The 17,647-nt window shown below is 73.2% G+C and carries 17 protein-coding genes; 1 reads left to right on the forward strand and 16 read right to left on the reverse strand.

The annotated features are described in order from the left end of the window. Window positions 1-219: 219 nt before the first annotated feature. The gene (locus ABWI07_RS08100) at window positions 220-1,659 is read right to left on the reverse strand and encodes an MFS transporter (RefSeq protein WP_353818080.1); all 1,440 of its coding nucleotides are present in this window, start codon (window positions 1,657-1,659) and stop codon (window positions 220-222) included. 65 nt (window positions 1,660-1,724) lie between these two features. Between ABWI07_RS08100 and ABWI07_RS08105 the strand changes: the two genes are divergently transcribed. Next, on the forward strand, window positions 1,725-2,231 hold the full coding sequence (locus ABWI07_RS08105; protein ID WP_200842039.1) for a winged helix-turn-helix transcriptional regulator: 507 nt from the start codon (window positions 1,725-1,727) through the stop codon (window positions 2,229-2,231). Between the two features lie 34 nt (window positions 2,232-2,265). Here ABWI07_RS08105 and ABWI07_RS08110 read toward each other — a convergent pair whose 3' ends face one another. From ABWI07_RS08110 to ABWI07_RS08180, 15 genes are all read right to left on the reverse strand, one after another. Continuing rightward, the gene (locus ABWI07_RS08110) at window positions 2,266-2,898 is read right to left on the reverse strand and encodes a GTP-binding protein (RefSeq protein WP_149261013.1); all 633 of its coding nucleotides are present in this window, start codon (window positions 2,896-2,898) and stop codon (window positions 2,266-2,268) included. After that, window positions 2,879-3,322 carry a DUF742 domain-containing protein gene (locus ABWI07_RS08115; protein ID WP_149261014.1) on the reverse strand — a complete coding sequence of 148 codons (444 nt, stop codon included), beginning with the start codon at window positions 3,320-3,322 and terminating at the stop codon, window positions 2,879-2,881. Before ABWI07_RS08115 ends, ABWI07_RS08110 begins: the two co-directional genes overlap by 20 nt. Window positions 3,323-3,328: 6 nt before the next feature. Continuing rightward, the gene (locus ABWI07_RS08120; RefSeq protein ID WP_149261015.1) at window positions 3,329-3,748 is read right to left on the reverse strand and encodes a roadblock/LC7 domain-containing protein; all 420 of its coding nucleotides are present in this window, start codon (window positions 3,746-3,748) and stop codon (window positions 3,329-3,331) included. Continuing rightward, entirely contained in the window at window positions 3,745-6,567 is a 2,823-nt protein-coding gene (locus ABWI07_RS08125; RefSeq protein WP_353818081.1) for a nitrate- and nitrite sensing domain-containing protein, read from the reverse strand. Before ABWI07_RS08125 ends, ABWI07_RS08120 begins: the two co-directional genes overlap by 4 nt. A 113-nt stretch (window positions 6,568-6,680) precedes the next feature. Next, window positions 6,681-7,295, reverse strand: a complete 615-nt coding sequence (locus ABWI07_RS08130; RefSeq protein ID WP_149261017.1) for a hypothetical protein — start codon at window positions 7,293-7,295, stop codon at window positions 6,681-6,683. Between the two features lie 39 nt (window positions 7,296-7,334). Beyond that, entirely contained in the window at window positions 7,335-7,904 is a 570-nt protein-coding gene (locus ABWI07_RS08135) for an ATP-binding protein (RefSeq protein ID WP_149261018.1), read from the reverse strand. A 141-nt stretch (window positions 7,905-8,045) separates the two neighbouring features. Continuing rightward, window positions 8,046-8,627 carry a PadR family transcriptional regulator gene (locus ABWI07_RS08140; protein WP_149261019.1) on the reverse strand — a complete coding sequence of 194 codons (582 nt, stop codon included), beginning with the start codon at window positions 8,625-8,627 and terminating at the stop codon, window positions 8,046-8,048. Between the two features lie 174 nt (window positions 8,628-8,801). Next, window positions 8,802-10,676 (reverse strand): fatty acyl-AMP ligase, encoded by a 1,875-nt coding sequence (locus ABWI07_RS08145; protein ID WP_149261020.1) that lies wholly within the window; start codon window positions 10,674-10,676, stop codon window positions 8,802-8,804. A gap of 5 nt (window positions 10,677-10,681) precedes the next feature. Then, complete coding sequence (locus ABWI07_RS08150; protein ID WP_353818082.1) at window positions 10,682-12,670, reverse strand: acyl-CoA dehydrogenase family protein; 1,989 nt, start codon at window positions 12,668-12,670, stop codon at window positions 10,682-10,684. A gap of 72 nt (window positions 12,671-12,742) precedes the next feature. Next, window positions 12,743-13,195, reverse strand: coding sequence for a nuclear transport factor 2-like protein (locus ABWI07_RS08155; RefSeq protein ID WP_149261021.1), 453 nt, complete (start codon window positions 13,193-13,195; stop codon window positions 12,743-12,745). Between the two features lie 29 nt (window positions 13,196-13,224). Beyond that, window positions 13,225-14,055, reverse strand: a complete 831-nt coding sequence (locus ABWI07_RS08160; protein WP_149261022.1) for an SGNH/GDSL hydrolase family protein — start codon at window positions 14,053-14,055, stop codon at window positions 13,225-13,227. A gap of 34 nt (window positions 14,056-14,089) precedes the next feature. Beyond that, complete coding sequence (locus ABWI07_RS08165) at window positions 14,090-14,731, reverse strand: SGNH/GDSL hydrolase family protein (RefSeq protein ID WP_149261023.1); 642 nt, start codon at window positions 14,729-14,731, stop codon at window positions 14,090-14,092. Further along, entirely contained in the window at window positions 14,731-14,988 is a 258-nt protein-coding gene (locus tag ABWI07_RS08170; protein WP_160160994.1) for an acyl carrier protein, read from the reverse strand. Before ABWI07_RS08170 ends, ABWI07_RS08165 begins: the two co-directional genes overlap by 1 nt. 463 nt (window positions 14,989-15,451) lie before the next feature. After that, on the reverse strand, window positions 15,452-16,456 hold the full coding sequence (locus ABWI07_RS08175; RefSeq protein ID WP_353818083.1) for a sulfotransferase family protein: 1,005 nt from the start codon (window positions 16,454-16,456) through the stop codon (window positions 15,452-15,454). 195 nt (window positions 16,457-16,651) lie between these two features. After that, the gene (locus tag ABWI07_RS08180; protein WP_353818084.1) at window positions 16,652-17,614 is read right to left on the reverse strand and encodes a LysR family transcriptional regulator; all 963 of its coding nucleotides are present in this window, start codon (window positions 17,612-17,614) and stop codon (window positions 16,652-16,654) included. Between the last annotated feature and the right edge of the window lie 33 nt (window positions 17,615-17,647).

Below are 17,647 nucleotides of genomic sequence, written 5' to 3' on the forward strand. Positions count from 1 at the left end.
TGCGCGCCCGCGCCCCCCCCGCCCGGGGGCCGGGGGGCTTCCCCCTCCCCCCCGTTTTTTGGGGGGGCGCCCCCCCCCCCCGCCCCCCCACCGCCCAAAAAACACAATAAATACAGCAGGCACCTCTCCGGATGAGGTGCCTGCTGTGCGGGGTACGGACGAACCGGGCCTCGCGGTCCGGGTCAAGGCTTCGCCCGTTTCCCGTGTCAAGGAGGGGTTTCAGGCGCGGGCGATCACTTCCGTTTCTGGCTCGGGGACGGGACTGGACGGCCGGGGCCGGCGCGGTGTCATGCCAAGGGCGGTGATCGCGGCGATCACCATGAACGCGCCGACCATCAGCCAAGCGTGGACGTAGGCGGTGTGGAGGCCGGGGTAGCCGTGCGGGGTGCCGAGGACCGCGACGGCGAGGCTGACGCCGAGGACGGCGCCGATCTGGCGGCTCATGTTCACCACGGCGCTGCCGGTGGCGTAGCGGTGGGACGGCAGCTCGACCGCGGCGGCGGACAGGATGGTGGGCAGAGCCAGGCCGACGCCCGTCCCGCCGACGAGCCAGCCCGGCAGCATCTCCGACGCGTAGGCCGGCGCGGGGCCGAGGCTCATCGCGATCAGGACGACGCCGAAGGCGCAGAGCATGCACCCGACGGCGGTGATCAGCCCGACCGGGACGCGCGCGGCCGCGAGGCGTCCGGCGATGAGCGCCATGACGGGGACCATCAGCGGGCCGGGCGCGACGGCGAGCCCGGTGCGGATGGGCGAGTAGTGCCAGACCTGCTGCATCCACAGGACGCCGAGCAGCAGGTTGGCGGCGAACGCGACGGTGAACAGCAGCACCGCGGCGTTGGACCAGAAGAAGGTGCGGACGGCGAGGAGCGCGGGCTCGATCACCGGTGCGGGGTGGCGCAGGGAACGCAGCCAGAACCAGGTGAGCGCGAGCAGCGCGGCGGCGACCACGACGGTGGTCCGCTCGCCCGGCCAGTCGTTGATCTTGACGAGGCCGAGCGCCAGCAGCGCGATCGCCGCGGTGGCCACGGCCGTGCCGGCCAGGTCGGGGACGCGGGCGGTGGCGCCCTCGCGCGAGTCGGGGACGAGCCGGGCCGCGAGCAGCACCGCCGCGGTCCCGATGGGGACGTTGACCTCGAACACCCAGCGCCAGGAGGCGTCGACGAGGACGCCGCCGACGGCGGGCCCGGCCGCGGCGGCGATCGCCGAGGCCGCCGACCAGATCCGCACCGCGCCGCCGCGCCGCTCCGCCGGGAACGCCGACAGCAGCAGGCCGAGGCTGGTGGGGATGAGCGCCGCGGCGCCCGCGGCCTGGACGACGCGGAAGGCGACGAGCCACCACAGCGAGGGGGCCGCGGCGCACGCCTGGGAGGCGAGGGTGAAGACGGTGAGGCCGAGGACGAGGCCCGCCTTGCGGCCGTAGCGGTCGGCGAGCCTGCCGAGCGGCACGAGCAGCGCGGCGAAGGCGATCGCGTACCCGTTGAGCACCCACGACAGGTCGGCCATCGACTCCCCGGCGAAGTCGCGGCCGATGTCGGTGAACGCCACGTTGACGATGAACAGGTCGAGGCCCGCCATGAAGGAGGCGACGGAGAGCACCGCGAGCACCGGCCCCCTGCGGACCCGGCCCGCGCCGCGCACCTGACTTTGTTCCACCATAGTCAGGGAGGCTAGCGAGCCCCCTGACTTTGGTCAAGCAAAGTCAGCAGGTTTATAGTGGAACGGTGACAATCACACTGGAAGGGCACTTCGCCGACCGCGAGACCTGGTCGATGCAGAACTGCCCGGTCGCGAGGACGCTCGCCGCGCTCGGCCCGCCGTCGGCGGTGCTGGTGCTCAGCGAGGCCTTCTTCGGGACCAACCGATTCGGCGACTTCGTGCGCAACCTCGGCATGACGGAGTCGGCCGTCACCGCCCGGCTGCGCCATCTCGTCGACGCCGGCCTGCTCACCAGGGAGCCCTACCAGGAGCCGGGGCAGCGCACGCGCTACGAGTACCACCTGACGAAGATGGGCCTGGACCTCGCGCCCACCCTCGTCAGCCTCATGGAATGGGGCGAGACCTACCTTCCCCACGAGGAGGGGCGCCAGGTCATGCTGACGCACGCCCGCTGCGACGAGCGCGTGACGGCGCAGGTCAGATGCGCCGACGGCCACGACGTGGCGGTGGACGAGATCGTCATGGGGCCGCCGAGCACGGCGGACGACGAGCCCGGCGGAACCGGGGGCTGACCGGCGGCGGGCCGGTCCCGCGACGGGCCGGCGGTCAGGGGTGCCGGGTGCCGCCGGCGAGCCGCAGGGCGTGCTCGACCAGCGACACGAGCACCTGCTTCGCCGACACCGTCCGGCGCGCGTCGCACAGCAGGACGGGGACGTGGGGGTCGATGTCCAGCGCCGACCGGATCTCGGGCGGCTCGTAGCGGTCGGCGTCGTCGAAGCAGTTGACGGCGACGATGAACGGCGTGCCCTTGCGCTCGAAGTAGTCGATCGAGGCGAAGCTCGCCATCAGCCGCCGCGTGTCGGCGAGCACGACCGCGCCGAGCGCGCCGCGCGACAGCTCGTTCCACATGAACCAGAACCGCTCCTGGCCGGGCGTGCCGAACAGGTAGATGGCGACGCCGTCGCGCAGCGTGATGCGGCCGAAGTCCATCGCCACGGTCGTGGTGGTCTTGGCGGCCACGCCGTCGAGGTCGTCGACGCCGACGCTCACGTCCGTCAGCGCCTCCTCGGTGCGCAGCGGCCGGATCTCGCTGACCGCGCCGACCAGCGTCGTCTTCCCGACGCCGAACCCTCCGGCGACCAGGATCTTCAGTGCGACGCGCGGGCCGTCCGCCCGTTCGTCGGGCTCGTCCGGGGCCGCCGCGGCGGGGGGCGGGGCGTCAGAGCGCGCGGAGTTCATCGAGCACCCTCCTGAGCAGGTTCGGGTCGTTGTGCGGCTGGATGGCGGTCGCCTGGCCGAACGGCCCGGACGGCGACGGCGCCGGGGACCATCGCTGGACTTCCAGGAGGCCGGAGTCGATCAGGTCGCCGGCCAGCACCCGGATCACCCCGAACGGCAGGTTCAGGTCCGAGGCGAGGTCGGCGAGGGCGTGCGGGCGCCGGCACAGCGCCAGCAGCCCGCGCTGCTGGCGGGAGAGCCGGCCGGGCTCGGGCGGCGGCCGCCCGGTCGCGACGAGGATCGCCACGATGTCGAGCGGCTCGCCGCTCGGCCGGGTGCGGCCGCGCGTCACCGCGTAGGGGCGGACGATCGGCCCGGCGGCGGCGTCGAGCCACCGTTCCCGGCCGGGACCCCGGGGAGCACCGGGCCCGCTACTGGGGTCCATGGCGGGTCACCTGGGTCCGGTCCCGGGCGCGCCCTGCCTGAGTCCGGTGGACAGCTGCCGGTGGACCCGCTTGACCAGCATCGTCATCTCGTAGGCGACGAGTCCCGCGTTGGCGCCGACCTCGCTCAGCAGGGCGAGGCAGCTGTTGGCGCCGGCGGGCACGACGAAGAACAGGCCCTTGTCCATCTCGACGAGCGTCTGCCGGATCTCGCCGGAGTCCAGTTGCGGCCGCGCCCCGACGGCGAGGCTGTGGAACCCGGCGGCGAGGGCCGCGAGGTACTCGGAGTCCTCGCGGCCGACGCCCCGCGACATGCCCATGACGAGCCCGTCCCTGGACAGCACGACCACCTTCCGGATCTGCGGGACCCGGTCGACCAGGTCGTCGAGGAGGAAGTTGAGCTCGGCGGCGACTCCCTGATGGGTCATGATCTTCCTTCCGTGCCGTCCATGGGTCCGTCCGGCGCCTCGTCCTCGTCCCGGCCGCGCAGCCAGCCCGCCTGCAGGGACGCGAACAGGTCGCGGGACGCCTCCGCCGACCGTTCCTCCCAGGCGGCGATCGCGTCACCGGTGGCCGCGGACTCTTCTCCGTACGGGCCGGTCTCCTCGTAGGGGTTCGTCTCCTCGTAGACGGCGGCGTCGCGCAGCTGGGGCGCCAGGCTCCCGCCGCGCACCCGGCGCGGCAGCGGGGCCCGCCCGCCGGCCGTCTGCGCCTGCGCCTCCCCGAACGGCGCCCCGCCGAACGGAGGCTCCCCGAACCCGGGGTCGCCGAACGACGCGGGCGCTCCGTACCGGCCCGCCGCTCCCCCGTACGTCCCGCCGCCGTAGGCGGGAGCCTGGGGGCGAGCGGCCTGGAACGGCCGCGCGGCCTCGGTCTGCGGCGGCGCCCCTCGCGACGGCGGCGGACCGTGCGACGGTGGGGTCCCGAACGACGTCGGGGTCTGGTCACCGTCGCCGAACCCCACCGCCGCGTTCTGGTCCGGCCTCTCCTCGCTCGTCCATTCGGGGAGGGACACCGGCGTCTCTGACGGCGCTCCTTCGCCGACCGGCCCCGTCTCGTGGGGCGCCGTGCCATTGGGCACAGCACCGTTGGGCAGTGCGCCGTTGGGCAGGGTGTGGTTGGGCGCCGTGTCCGTGGAGGCCGTGTCGGTCGGCGCGAGGTCCTGGACGGAGGCCGTGTCGTACACGGGCGCGTTGAGCGTCGCGGTGGACGCCGGGGGCGGGGGCCACGGCCGCAGCGACCCGTTCACCGGCGCCGCGCCCCGCTGCTGGGCGGGCCCGGCCTGGACGGCGCCGTCCTCGTCCTCGGGCTGGTCGACGTCCACGATCAGTTGGCGCGGGATCAGCACGACCGCGCTGACGCCTCCGTACAGGGACGGCTGCAAGGCGACCCTGATGCCGTGCCGGCCGGCGAGCCGGGCGACGACGAACAGCCCGAGCCGGTCGGTGACGGCCAGGTCGAACTCGGGCGGCCGCGACAGCCGCAGGTTCAGCGCGTCCAGCTCGGACTGGTCGAGCCCGATGCCGCGGTCGATGATGTCGACGGCGAACCCGTTGGCGCCCATCTCGCCGCGGACGAGCACCTCGGTGGGCGCGGGCGAGAACACCGTGGCGTTCTCGATCAGCTCGGCGAGCAAGTGGATGATGTCGGCGACGGCCTCGCCGATCACCGCGGCCTGCCCGGACACCACGACGATCTCGACCCGCGTGTAGTCCTCGACCTCGGCGACCGCGGCGCGCAGCACGTCCTCGACGTGCACCGGCCGGCTCCAGCCCCGCCCCGGGGACGTCCCGGACAGGATGACCAGGCCCTCGGCGTGCCGGCGCATGCGGGTGGTGAGGTGGTCGAGGCGGAACAGGTCCTCCAGCACCTTGGGGTCGGACGCGTCGCGCTCCATCTCGTCCAGCATCCGCAGCTGGCGGTGCAGCAGCGACTGGCTGCGCCACGCGACGTTGAGGAAGACGCGGCTGATGCCCTGCCGCAGGTAGGACTCCCGGACGGCGGTCTCGATCGCGGTGTGCTGCACCTTCGTGAAGGCGTCGCCGACGCGCGCGACCTCCCGGGTCTTGCCGATGACGAGCGGCGGGGCCTCGGCGTCCACGTCCACCTCCTCGCCGCGCCGCAGCCGGGCGACGACGCCGGGCAGCCGGTCCTCGGCGAGCTTCAGCGCGGCGCGCTGGAGCCCCCGCAGCTCGCGCGACAGGCTGCGCGCCGCGAGCAGCGACAGCACGATCGAGGCGATGACCGCGAGCAGTCCGAACCCGCCCGCCAGAACGAGCCGCATGACGATCCGCTCACCGATCGGCTTGGCCATCTCGTTGAGCGCGAGGCTCGCCTCGGTGACCTTCTGCGCCCACGCCTGCGACAGCAGCTGCGAGGTGGCCTGCCAGTCCGCGGCCTCGGACGGCAGCCGGTCGCCGCGGGCGTTCACGATCGCGTCCTCGGCCGCCCGGTACCGCTGGAACTCCGGGGACGCGGCGAGCCGGCCCAGCGGCCCGCGGATCTGCTCGTTCAGGTCGGCGAGCCCGGCGTCGAACTCGCGCCGGCCCTCCGCGGCCCACTGGACGAACGCGGTGTGCTCGGCGGGGGTGAGCCGGCCGCCCCGCGCCATCGCGGCGGTGACGAGCGAGTCCTCCCGCAGCATGTAGGCGCGGGCGTTGCCGATGCCGATCAGCGCGCGCCCCTGGGTGAAGATCGCGACGTCGTTGACCGTCACCAGGCCGTCGAAGACCTTGATGACCTGGTCCAGCAGGACGCTGTAGGAGTTGATGACCTCCAGCGGCTGGACCCGGCCGGAGTCGACCTTGGCGCGCAGCTGCGGCAGCCGGTCCAGCGCCCGGACCGCCTCGGCGAGCCGCTTCTTGGTCTCCGGGCGGGCCGCGTCCCGCGCGTCGGGCGACAGCGCGGTGGAGCGGAACGCCTTGTCGACGGCGCTCACCCGGGCGCGCTGCCCGCCTAACTTCTGCCGGTCGGCGGGGTCGCGCGTGCTGAGCGCGACGACGCTGAGGGACCGCTCCGCCTGGAGCTGGTTCACCAGGTAGATGCCGGGAAGGCCGACCTTCTCGTACGTCGTCGAGAAGTCGTACTTGTCGAACGCGTCGCCGAGCGTGATGTTCGCGGCGAACGCCCACAGGGCGATGAGCGACACCAGCGGGACCAGCAGCAGCGCCGTGATCCGCAGCCGGATGGGGCGCCTGCGCCGGGGCCTGCGGCCGGCCGCGTCGTCGCGGGGTTTGGTGCGGGACATCGAGATCACTACCTCAAGCCGGGGACGGGCCGCGCCTGCCGGCCCTTGTGTCGGGGGTGCCCACGTGTCGGGGGTGCCCGTGTGTCGGGGGTGCCCGTGTGTCGGGTGTTCGGTCAGGGCCGCGCCTCGTCCAGCGCCGCGCGGGCGACCAGGCCGCGCAGCCGACTGGTGATCATGGCGACCGCCTGGGCGTGCCCGCGCAGGGCCTTCTCCCGCGTGGTGTACTGCCCGATGTCCGCGTGCATCGCGTGGTCGGACACGATCGTCTGCCACAGCAGCGGCCTCCCGTTCGCCGCGAGTCCGAGGTCGATCACGGTGAACCAGGTCGAGACGACCACGACGACGGCGCCGACGCGGATGACGTCCTGCGCGAGCAGGCGCCCCCGCACGTCGAGCAGCAGCCGCTGGGCCTCCTCGGCCGTGGCGCGCCGCCCGTCCTCCCGGTAGTAGTCCGGGGGGCGGCGGGGATCGGCGGGCCGCCGGCCGGCCGGCTCGTCCTGCCGGGGCCGGTGGTCGCCGGGCCTCTCGGCGGGCCCTCGGCCGACGGCCCCCTGCCCGAAGGCCCCCTGCTCGAAGGGGCTCCGGTCGACGGGCCGCCGGTCGGCGGGCCCGGGGTCGACGGGCCTCTGGTCGGGCCGGCGGTCGGCGGGCCACCGGTCAGCGGGCCCCTGGCCGCCGGGCCCCTTGTCAGCGGGCCCGTTGCCGGCGGGCATGGCGTTAGCAGGCATGGCACTTCCCATCGCCGTACCGGGGTGCGCGGGAGATGCTCAGCGGCCGGGGTGCTCGTCCCGCGGCCAGGCGCGCACCTCGCACCAGACCGCCTTGCCGGAGGCGGTGTGGTCGGTGCCGTGCCCGTCGGCCATGACCGCGACGAGGAACCAGCCGCGGCCCGTCTCCTCCATGAGGTCGACCGGCCGCGCCGTCGGGACGGCGGCGCTCTGGTCGTGCACCTCGATGCGGAGCCGGGTACCGGCGCGCAGCAGCCGCAAGGACAGCGCGGAGCCGGGGACCGGCGCATGCCGGACGGCGTTGGTGACCAGTTCGGACACCAGTACCTCGGCGTCGTCGGCGATGTGCCCGATGCCGGACGCGGTGCTGACGGACCGGCTGAACCGCCGGGCCCTCGGCACCGACTCCCGCTCGGCGGGCAGCGCCAGCTCGCCCAGCAGGACCGCCGGGGGCTCGTCCAGGGCCCGCAGCCCGTCCGGCAGGGTGCCGTTCGGCAGCGTGCCGTTCGGTGGGGCGCCGTTCGGTGGCGCGGCCTGCGACGCGGTGGTGGTCAGGTGGCTCGGGAGTGGGGTGCTAGGGAGTTCGATGGTGTGGTGGTCGCCCGACATGATGAACGCCTCCTTGACTAAGGCGTGCCGCCCTGTTCCAGCCCGGCCGGGGTGCGAGGCTGAGGTGGGCTCGGGGGGTTGGTGCCGGTGCCGCCGCCGTCCGGGCGGACGGCGGCACGGCGTGCGAGGGACGCGGCCGGCTCATGGCGGGCCGCTCCCCTCGGACTGGGTGCCCGCCCGGGCGCGCAGCAGCCGGGCGGTGCTGGTGAACCACTCGTAGTTCTCCTGCTCGAAGCGGCGTCCGCGCAGGCACGTGAGGTAGGGCCCGAGGGGGGACCCGGTGCGCAGGAACTCCTCCTCGTCGAGGTCGCCGCGCAGGTGCTTGAGGGTCCGTTCGAAGACCTCGACCTTGGCCGCCGAGGCCACCGCCCGGTCCTCCAGCTGCGCGATGACGGAGTCGGCGGAGAGGTGGTCCACCGCCTGGACCATGACGAGCAGGTTCTCGCGGATGATCCCCGGCTTGGCGGGGGTCACGGCGAACCGTTCGAGCTCGTCGACGCCGGCCTGGGTGACGGTGTACACGCGCTTGTTGGGCCGGTCGTGCTGGATGATCTGCCGCCCGCTGATCAGACCTTCCGTCTCCAACCTCGACAGCTCCGAGTAGAGCTGCTGCGGTACGGCATGCCAGAAGTTGGAGACCGACAAATCGAAGATCTTGGCCAGCTGGTAGCCGCTGTACTCGCCGTCGAGCAGCGCCGCCAGCACCGCGTGACGCAACGCCATCGGCCTTCTCTCCCCGCCTTGACTCAGGGTGATGCCCGACGTTATCAGACAACGACATGATTAGTCATCATTTTGACTAGGATTGGTCAGCGCCAATTTGGACGATCTTCGAATGGGACGCCCGAAGCGCACGAAAAGGGCGCACGGCGGCGCGCCGAGCGCCGGGCCCGGCGCTCACGCGCGCGCTCCGCCGAGGCCGGCGACGCCCGGTTCGAGGGCGCCGGCGAGCTCGCTGATCTGCCCGTTCAGGAACGCCTCGCGGGTCAGCCGGCGCTGCATCTTGCCGCTGGTCGTCCGCCTGACCGAGCCCCGCGCCGCCAGCACGACGCTGACGGAGGGCAGCTCGAAGGCGCGGGCGACCCGGGTCTTGATGACCGCCGCGACCTCCTCCAGGGGCGTCCCGGCCGCGGCGCGGGTGCTGATCTCCTGGACGATGACGACCTGCTCCCGGCTCGCGTCGACCTCCCGGCCCGTGTCGGCGGGGTCGCCGACGTCGGCGTCGATGGCGGCGTCGATCGCGAAGGCGGCGCCGTGCAGCGCCGCCGGATGGGCCGCCCGCGCCACCTCCTCGATGTCGTGCGCGTGGATGTTGCGGCCGTTGACGATGATCAGATCCTTGATCCGCCCGGTGACGTAGAGCTCCCCGTCGGCGACGAAGCCGAGATCGCCCGTCCGCAGGAACGGGCCCTCGTCCGCGGCCGTGCGCGCGCGGAAGACCGCCTCGGTCTGCTCGGGGCTTTCCCAGTAGCCGCGGGCGACGCTGCCGCCGCGCACCCAGATCTCGCCCACGCGCCGCTCCGGCCGCTCTTCGCGGGTCTCGGGGTCGACGACGCGGACGTCGAGGGTGACGGGCCGCCCGCTGCTGACGAGCCGCCTGACGCCGCCGCGGCCCGCGCCGTTCGAGGAGGCGGAGCCCTCCGGAACCTCGCCCGCGGGGGCCGCTTCGCTCGCGGGGACGGCCTCGTTGCGTGCGAGGGCGCCTGCGTCGAAGTCGCGGACGACGGGGCCGCCGCCGAGGGGCGCGCCGGTGATGAGCAGGGTCGTCTCGGCCATCCCGTAGCAGGGCATCCACATCGAGGGCTTGAACCCGACCGGGGCGAAGCGCTCGGCGATCGCCTCCAGCGTCGCGGCCCGGACGGGCTCGGCGCCGTTCTTCACGACGGTCAGCGACGACAGGTCCAGGCCCTCCAGCTGCCGGTCGGTGACGCGGCGCAGCACCAGCTCGTACCCGAAGTTCGGCGCCACGGTGATCGTCCCCCGGTGCCGGGTGATCAGCTCCAGCCACAGCACGGGCCGCTTGATGAAGGTGATCGGCGAGGTGAACACGTACCGGCAGCCGAGGTAGAGCGGCTCGATGAACTGCCCGACCAGGCCCATGTCGTGGTAGTGCGGCACCCAGCCGACGCCGACGGTCGCGGACGACCCCTCGATGCGGCGCTTGATCTCCTCGCCGTTGGCCAGCAGGTTGCCGTGGGTGACCATGACGCCCTTCGGCGCGCTGGTCGACCCGGAGGTGTACTGGAGGAAGGCGAGGGTGTCCGGGCCGCACTCCGGCGGGGCCCAGTCGCCGGGATCGGTGTCCTTGCCCGCCTGGGTGTCCAGGCAGTGGACGCGCCCCTTCAGCCCGGCGGCCGACAGCCACGCGTCGAGGGTGGCGCGGTGGGCGGTGTCGGTGAGGATGAGCGCGACGTCGGCGTCCTCGATGATCCGGCGGGTGCGGCCGAACCTCCCCGCGTCCAGGTCCGGGAGCGGGGCCGGGACGGCGACGACGCGCGCGTACAGGCAGCCGAGGAACGCCGTCAGGAACTCCAGCCCTTCCGGATAGAGCAATAAGACGGCCCGGTCGCGCAGGCCGCGCGCCTCCAGGCGGCAGCCGAGCGCGCGGGCCTTCCGGTCGAGTTCGGCGAAACCGAGCACGTTCTCCTTGTACTTCCGTCCCGGTTCCTCGCTGATGAAGGTGAAGGAGCGGGCGTCGCCGTGCGTCCGGACGTTCTGCCGGACGAGCGACACGAAATCCGCGTGTCCCGTGGTCTCCGGTGCCCCGGCCATGGGTGTCACTCGTCCCCGGCCGAGGGGAGCAGGGAGGAGGACGGCGGGACGAGGGAGAGCAGGGAGAACCAGCGCCGCTCGCCCGTGGCGGCGAACATCGCCTCCTCCAGTGCGGGGAGGAGGTCCTCGGACAGGACGGTGTCGGGTTGCGCCCGCTGGAGCAGCCGTTGCAGGCACAGGACGAGCCACTGGCCGTCCTCGAAGGCCCCGCCGAACGCGCTCCGGTTGTGCAGCCAGGTGAGCATGCACGAGGTCATCGCGTGCAGTTCGCAGTACCTCTTGGCCCGCGTCAGCGCCGCCACCGACGAGGTGTCGCCCTCGTTCGCGCGGATGCCCTCCTCGATCCTGGCGCGCAGCGCGCCGATGGCCGAGACCAGGTCCTTCAGCTCGGCCGCGACGCCGGGCGCGGCGTGCGCGTTCGCCGCCGCCAGCATCTCCTCGGAGATCTCCTCGAACCGCTGGCCGACCTCGTCGCGGCCCTCGTTGGTGAGCTGGAGCAGGCGGCCGTCGGGGTCCCAGGGGGGCGGCGTCCGCGTCCAGCGGAACAGGTCGGCGAGCAGCTCGTCCTCGCGGCCCGTCTCCGCCGGCGGGTCGATCAGGAAGGGCAGCTGGCCGGCGACGTTGGCGAGGTTCACGTGCGTGGTGCCCTCGAAGATGCTCGCGATCGCGTGGTCGCGCTGGAGCTTCTGGAACACCCCGTGCGCCACGCCCTCGCGCAGGTAGCCGCGCGCGGCGAGCACGGTCCCGATGCTGGCCACGACCTCCTCGCCGAGGACGGGCACGAAGTACTTCGCGATCGACGACCACAGGCTGAGCCGGCCGGGCGCGACCGTCAGGCAGCGCGCCACCGGGATCGCCACGCACTCGGCGATCAGCAGGTCCAGGTGCGCCTTGACCAGGTGGTCGCGGATGACCGGGATCTTGTAGATGTCCGAGCCGTACAGGGTGCGCTGCCGCGCGTACTCCATCCCGATGCGCACCACGGCGTCCATCGTCCCGACCGACAGCGCGGCGATCGCGGTCCGCGTGATCTGGAGGGTCTTCAGCGTCTGGACGAGCCCGGAGCCGCGCCGCCCGATCACCCGCTCGGCGGGCAGCCGCGCCCCGGAGAACGCGACCCCGGACAGGTCGTGGCCGCGCAGCCCGACCGTCCGGACGGGCGGCAGCGACGACCAGGCGGCCGGGTCCAGCTCCCGCTTGTCGACCAGGATGAGGGAGAAGTCGCGCGGGCCGGTCCTGGCATAGGTGGTGACGAACCGTCCGCGGGTGGCGTTGCCGACCGGCCACTTCACACCGGTCAGGACCAGCTCGTCCCCCTGGATCTCGGCCTCCGACTCCGACGCCATCACGTCGCTGCCGTGGTCGGCCTCCGAGACGCCGAAGCAGGCCAGGTCGCCGCGCAGCACGCCGTCCGCGACGGTCCTGCGCTGCCAGTCGTCGCCCCACAGCCACACCGGGTTCACCGCCAGGAGCCCGGAACCGTACATGACCGCGACGGTGACGCTGCGGCGGGAGATGCCGCGGGTGACGAAGAACAGCTCCTCAAGGGTCGTCAGGCGCCCGCCCAGCCCGATCGGCACCAAGTACTTGGGAAAACCCCATGCCCGGACGGCGTCGACCGCGCCGGGCGGAAGCTCGTCGCGCTCCTCCGCCTCCACGATGGCCTTGTAGGAGAACGGTCCGGCCTCGTCGTCCATCGGGTCGCCGAGGTAGCCGTCCAGATCGGCGGCGATCCGGTGCGCGGGGGCCAGCCGCTCGCGCGGCGGCCTCTCGCGTGCGGCCCCCTCGGGGCCGGGGTTCCCGGGTCCGCGGTCGTCAGGTCCAGAGTTCTCGGGTGCGGAGTTCTCGGGTGCGGGGGTCTCGGGGGCCGGGTTCTCGGCATGGCCTGGGTGGACGGAATGCGCGGGGTGGGCGGGGTTCTCGGCGTGGGCCCCGTGCGCGGAGTGGGCGGGGCGGGCGGAGTGCACGGGGTGTGCGGGGACCTTGCTATCCATTTTTCTCTTCGACTCCCTTGTGCGGGTCGCGCCTCCCGGGGCGAGGGCGCGACTCCTGTGCGGGTCGGCTCCCTATGGCTGCGCGGTATCGCCGGACGGGCCCCCCGCGTCGTCGGCGTTCATCGGATCCTCCATGCGCCTCCCGACCACCCGGGCGAGCGTCATCGCCGCGGGCAGCGGGCGGACCATGACGGTCAGACCGGTCACGAGCCCGGTCTCGCCGTACCTGAGCAGGTCCAGTCCCTGGACGGCCTTGCCCAGCACCTTCGCGCTGAAGACCAGCGCGTGCGCCGGCGGGCCCGCGCCGTTCGCCCCGCCGGAGGGGACCCCCACCAGCTCGTCGGTGTAGTGGAAGTCCTCGAAGACGTCCAGCAGGACGCCGAGCAGCGCGGCGACGGTGTCGCGGCCCACGTAGGGCTTCACCATCACCGGGCTGCGGAACTCGATGGCCGGGTCCAGCGCACCGATGATCGCGGCGAGGTCCTTGGCCTCCACCGCCGATCGGAACGTTCCGGGCACCGTCATCTCGGCTGCTCCCTTCGCTTGCCGTGCGGTCAGTCGGCCGTCCTTGGCGGGACGGCGCCGGCGGGGGGCGTGTCCGGTGCGGGGTCGCCGAGCGCGGCGGCGGGAGCGGTGCGGGGCACGGCGGCGCTGGCGAGGTCCCGCGCCCAGACCCGGTAGCCCGCGGCCGACGGGTGGAAGCCGTCGGACGCGAACAGCCGCCGGTCGCGGGCCATCGCCTCGTCCATGGGAGCGTGGACGGCGCCGCCCGCCGCGGCCGCGTCCCGCATGACGCGGTCCATCGCGCGCGCCCGCGCGCCGAGGACGGAGCGCAGCGGGCGCGGGAGGGCGGGGAACCGGTGCACCGGCGGCATGCCGGCGACGAGCACCGTCGCGTCCGGGAACCGTCCGCGCAGCAGGGCGACGAGCTCGGTCACGTCCGCCGCCCAGCGGCGCAGGGAGCGCCGCCGGATCAGGTCGTTGATGCCCGTGGTGACGACCACGAGGTCCGGCGGCGACCCGTTCGCGGGCGGGACGAGCCCGCCGATGATGCGCCGGGCCGTCGCGCCGTTCTCGCCGGAGACCGACCAGGACACGCTGCGCCGCAGCCGCTCGCCCAGTTCCTCCGCCAGGAAGCCGGGCAGCGCCTCCGCGTGCCGGGACGCGCCGACGCCCACGGCGGTGGACTCGCCGATCACCACGACCCGGAAGGCGGGGCCCCGCCGGGGATCGGCGCCGGCGACGAAGCCCCTCTCGTCCCCGGTCGCCGGGGCGAGCCGCGGTGTCCGCCGCACCGTCCGCCATGCCTGCACGGCCAGCACGGGAGCGAGCAGCGGCAGCAGCGGCGAACGCAGCGCGCGGGCGGCGGAATATTCTCTTTTCATCAGTCTCCCAGACTGCTTGATCGGCCCCCGGAACTCATTTCACCCGCTCGCCGAGCAGGCTTGCCGCGATCTGCGCCATCACCTCCGCGACATAGGCGTGCCCTTCCGGGTTCAGATGGATTCCGTCGGCGCTCCACATCGCCGGATCGGCGACTCTCGCCACCGTTTCCCGCTCGGGGAACGCCATTCCGAACTCGCGCGACACCCGGTCGAGTTCGGCGTTGAAGTCGTGAATGCGTTGTACGGTGCGTTTCTTTCGGAACTGCGATATCGGGCTGATGTCCAGCAGCGGCGGCCGCGGCACCGGGATGGCGAGGGCGACCGCGCCGCGCCCGCGGGCCCAGCCGAACAGCTCCGCCAGCCGGCGGGCCGCGGCCTCCGGCTCGAAGCCGCGCAGCGCGTCGTTCATGCCGCAGCCGAGCACGACCAGCCGCGGCCGCAACTCCCGCACGCCGGGCAGCTGGTCGCGGACCACGTCCTCGACCGTCGCGCCCGGATCGGAGGCGTTGAGCATCTCCTCGCGGGGAATCCCCAGGTGACGGGCCAGTCGTCCGGCCCAGCCGAGCCAACCGCCGGCCGGATCCGGATCGTCCTGGCCCTCGGCCACGCTGTCGCCGAGCACCACCATGGCGGGCATGGCGGGCCCGGCGGCGCCGGCCTCGGGCCGGCCGGCCATCACGTGACGAGGTCGAGCAGGTAGTCGGTGAGGTCGGCCACCGTCTCCCGGCGCCGCGCCTCGGCCACGTCGACCTCGACCTGGAGGTGGTCCTCGATGTCGCTGATGATGCTGATCGCGTACACCGAGTCGACCCCGTAGCGGGCGAGTTCCACCCCGGGATCGATGTTTTCCACAGGCCTGTCGAGGTAGAAGGCGATCTTGTCAAGAAGCCACGATTGCAGCTCGTCGTGGGAAATTGTTTCCGATCGGGTCACCGCCACTCCTCCTTTGTCAGAGGATCATCGAATCAATCGCGATTGGTAACGGAAGACGAGCAACACGCAAGATACAACCAAATGGTGGGCGTGTCTCGATCCGGCTGTGAACGATCGGACACGAAGGTGTCTCCGTCCTGTAAACCGAGTCAGTGGTACGGTAAAAACGGCGAGAAGTTACCGATCAGTAACCACTTCCGATTAGGGCCCAGCGCGGGCCGGGCGGGCACGCCCTCACCCCGCGCCCCACCGATACGTCCACCCCCGCGGGCCCCCCGGCGGCACGCGACCTGCGCCGTTCCCCAACCGGCTCGGCCCCGGGGCGCCGCTCCGCCGACCGCACCCCGGGCACGTTCCATGAGAATTTCGGACAACCCTTCGACCGGGTGCCGCGCGGCCCCGCGGCGCCGGTCTTACCAAGAGGCAAGGTTCATCTGTCCAACCGGCAGGAGCCATCAGTCGGTCAGGACACGCTTACAGGGCCGTCCAGGCACGACACGACGGGGTTGGGCTCGCGCGCCTCCGCGAGCCGGTCGAGGACCGCCCGCGCGTGCCGCGACCGCCACCGGTACACCGCGAGCCGGTGGAATCTTACGAGTTGCCCGGCCGGAGGACGGGCCCCCTCCGTCAGCGCGTAGCCGTGGCGGCGCAGCCGCGACGCGAGGACGTACTGGACGAAGTCCGCCTCCCAGCCCTCCAGGCGGTCGCGCCAGGCCCCGACCCGGCGGGCGTTGACCTCCTCGTGCGTGCGCAGGTGCCACTTCCGCGTTGACGGCACCGTCTGCCGGGCGTGCCGGTGCGCCGTCCTCATCCCGGGGTCGTACTCCTCGCCGAGGAACTCGCAGAGCCGCGTCAGGGCGTCCTCGGGGTCGGCGACCAGGTCCTCGTAGCGGAACTCGTAGAACGTGGCGGGGCCGAGGCGGGCGCGCAGGCGCATGCCGGTGTCGACCGCCTCCCGCCATGTCAGCGCGGCGGTGTGGATGTCGCCGTGGAACCACGGCATCCGCATCAGGGAGCTCACCGCGTCCCGTCCGTCCCTGACGAGATGGATGAACTGGGCGTCGGGGAACATCCGCCGGAGCATCGGCACCCGGCGGAAGTAGCTCGGCCGCTTGTCCCCCCAGCGCGGCTTGCCGTGCCGGCGGGCGTAGGCGCGGAACACGGCCGCGATCGCCGAGCCGAGCGTCGGCGGCCCCTGCACGATCTCCTCGACCACGGCGGCGGCGTCCAGCCGCAGGACCTTGAACTTGGTGCCCTCGCCGCTGGTGATCCACTCGGCCAGCGCGCGCCGGTTCTCCGGCCGCTCCAGGTCGCCGAACCGGTGCCGGGCCTCGTAGGCGGTGTGCACGAACCGCGTCTCGGACGGGAACGCGATGCGCCGGTGCGAGTGGAGCATCTGCTGGAGCAGCGTCGTCCCCGACCTCGGGCACCCGAGGACGAAGACCGGCCGGCACGATTCCCCTGTCATGGCCAGCGGGTACCCGCGCCCCCCGCGAAGAACGCCCAAGCGGATCTCAACATCACGTGAAAAGCGCAGGCCTGCGGGCCGGTGGGCCGGTCGGTCCCCAATTGTCGGCCATGTAATGCCAACAAGCGGTTTCTTGGTCTCCGCATAGGGCGCGGGATATGCGCCGCCGGACGGAGTCGAAGCCGCCGGAGTGGTTCACCGCCCGGCGGCTTCGACCTCGTCCGGCGGCGCCCCGCCCTTTTCCGGCCCTGGCGTTTCCGGTGTTGCGCCGCGAGGTGGGGCGGTGGCCGCCGGGACGTCCAGGCCCGCCAGGAAAGCGGCGGCGGCCGGGGACGGGCCCAGGCGGCTCCAGATCATGTGCTCCACCCGGGTGGGCGGGTCGCGGAGTTCGATGACGTGCAGGCCGGCGACCCCGGTGACGTAGGCGGCGGGCAGCATGCCGACGCCCAGGCCGAGCCGGACCAGCCGCACCACGAGGTCCGGGGTCGTCACCTCGAAGGCGACGTCCCGGACGACCCCGGCGGCGGCGAAAGCCTCGTCGGACTGCGCGCGCCCGGCCGTCCCGGCGGAGAAGTCGACGAACACCTCGTCCGAGAGCCCCCGCAGGTCGACGTCCGCCGCCGCGGCCAGCGGGTGCCCGGGGGCGACCACCGCGACCAGTTCACCGCGGGCCAGGACGCGGCCGTGGACGCCTTTCGGCTGCGCGCTGCGCGGCAGCCCGAGGAACGCCACGTCCAGCGTGCCCTGCCGCACCCGCTCGGCCATCTCCGCGCTCCCGCCCAGGCGCAGCGTGATCCGCACCTGCGGATGGCGGACGTGGAAGTCCTTCAGCGCGTTCGGCAGGTCCACCGCCGTCACGGTGGGGATCGCGCCGATGGCGAGCCGGCCGCGGATCTCGCCGGACACCGCCGCGACCTCGGCGCGGGCCCGGTCCGCGGCGTCGAGGGCCTGCCGGGCGGCGGGGAGGAAGGCCTCCCCCGCCGGGGTCAGCCGCACCCGGCGGCTCGTCCGGTCGAAGAGGCGGGTGCCGAGCTCGCGTTCCAGCCGGGCGATCTGGTGGCTCAGCGCCGACTGGACGACCCGGCACCGCTCGGCCGCGCGGGTGAAGTTCGCCGTCTCGGCCACCGCGACCACGTAGCGCATCTGCTGGAGCTCCATCGATCCATCGTGAATCACGATCAATCAGATGAC

The organism is Actinomadura sp. NPDC000600 (assembly GCF_040492135.1).
Lineage (GTDB): Bacteria > Actinomycetota > Actinomycetes > Streptosporangiales > Streptosporangiaceae > Spirillospora.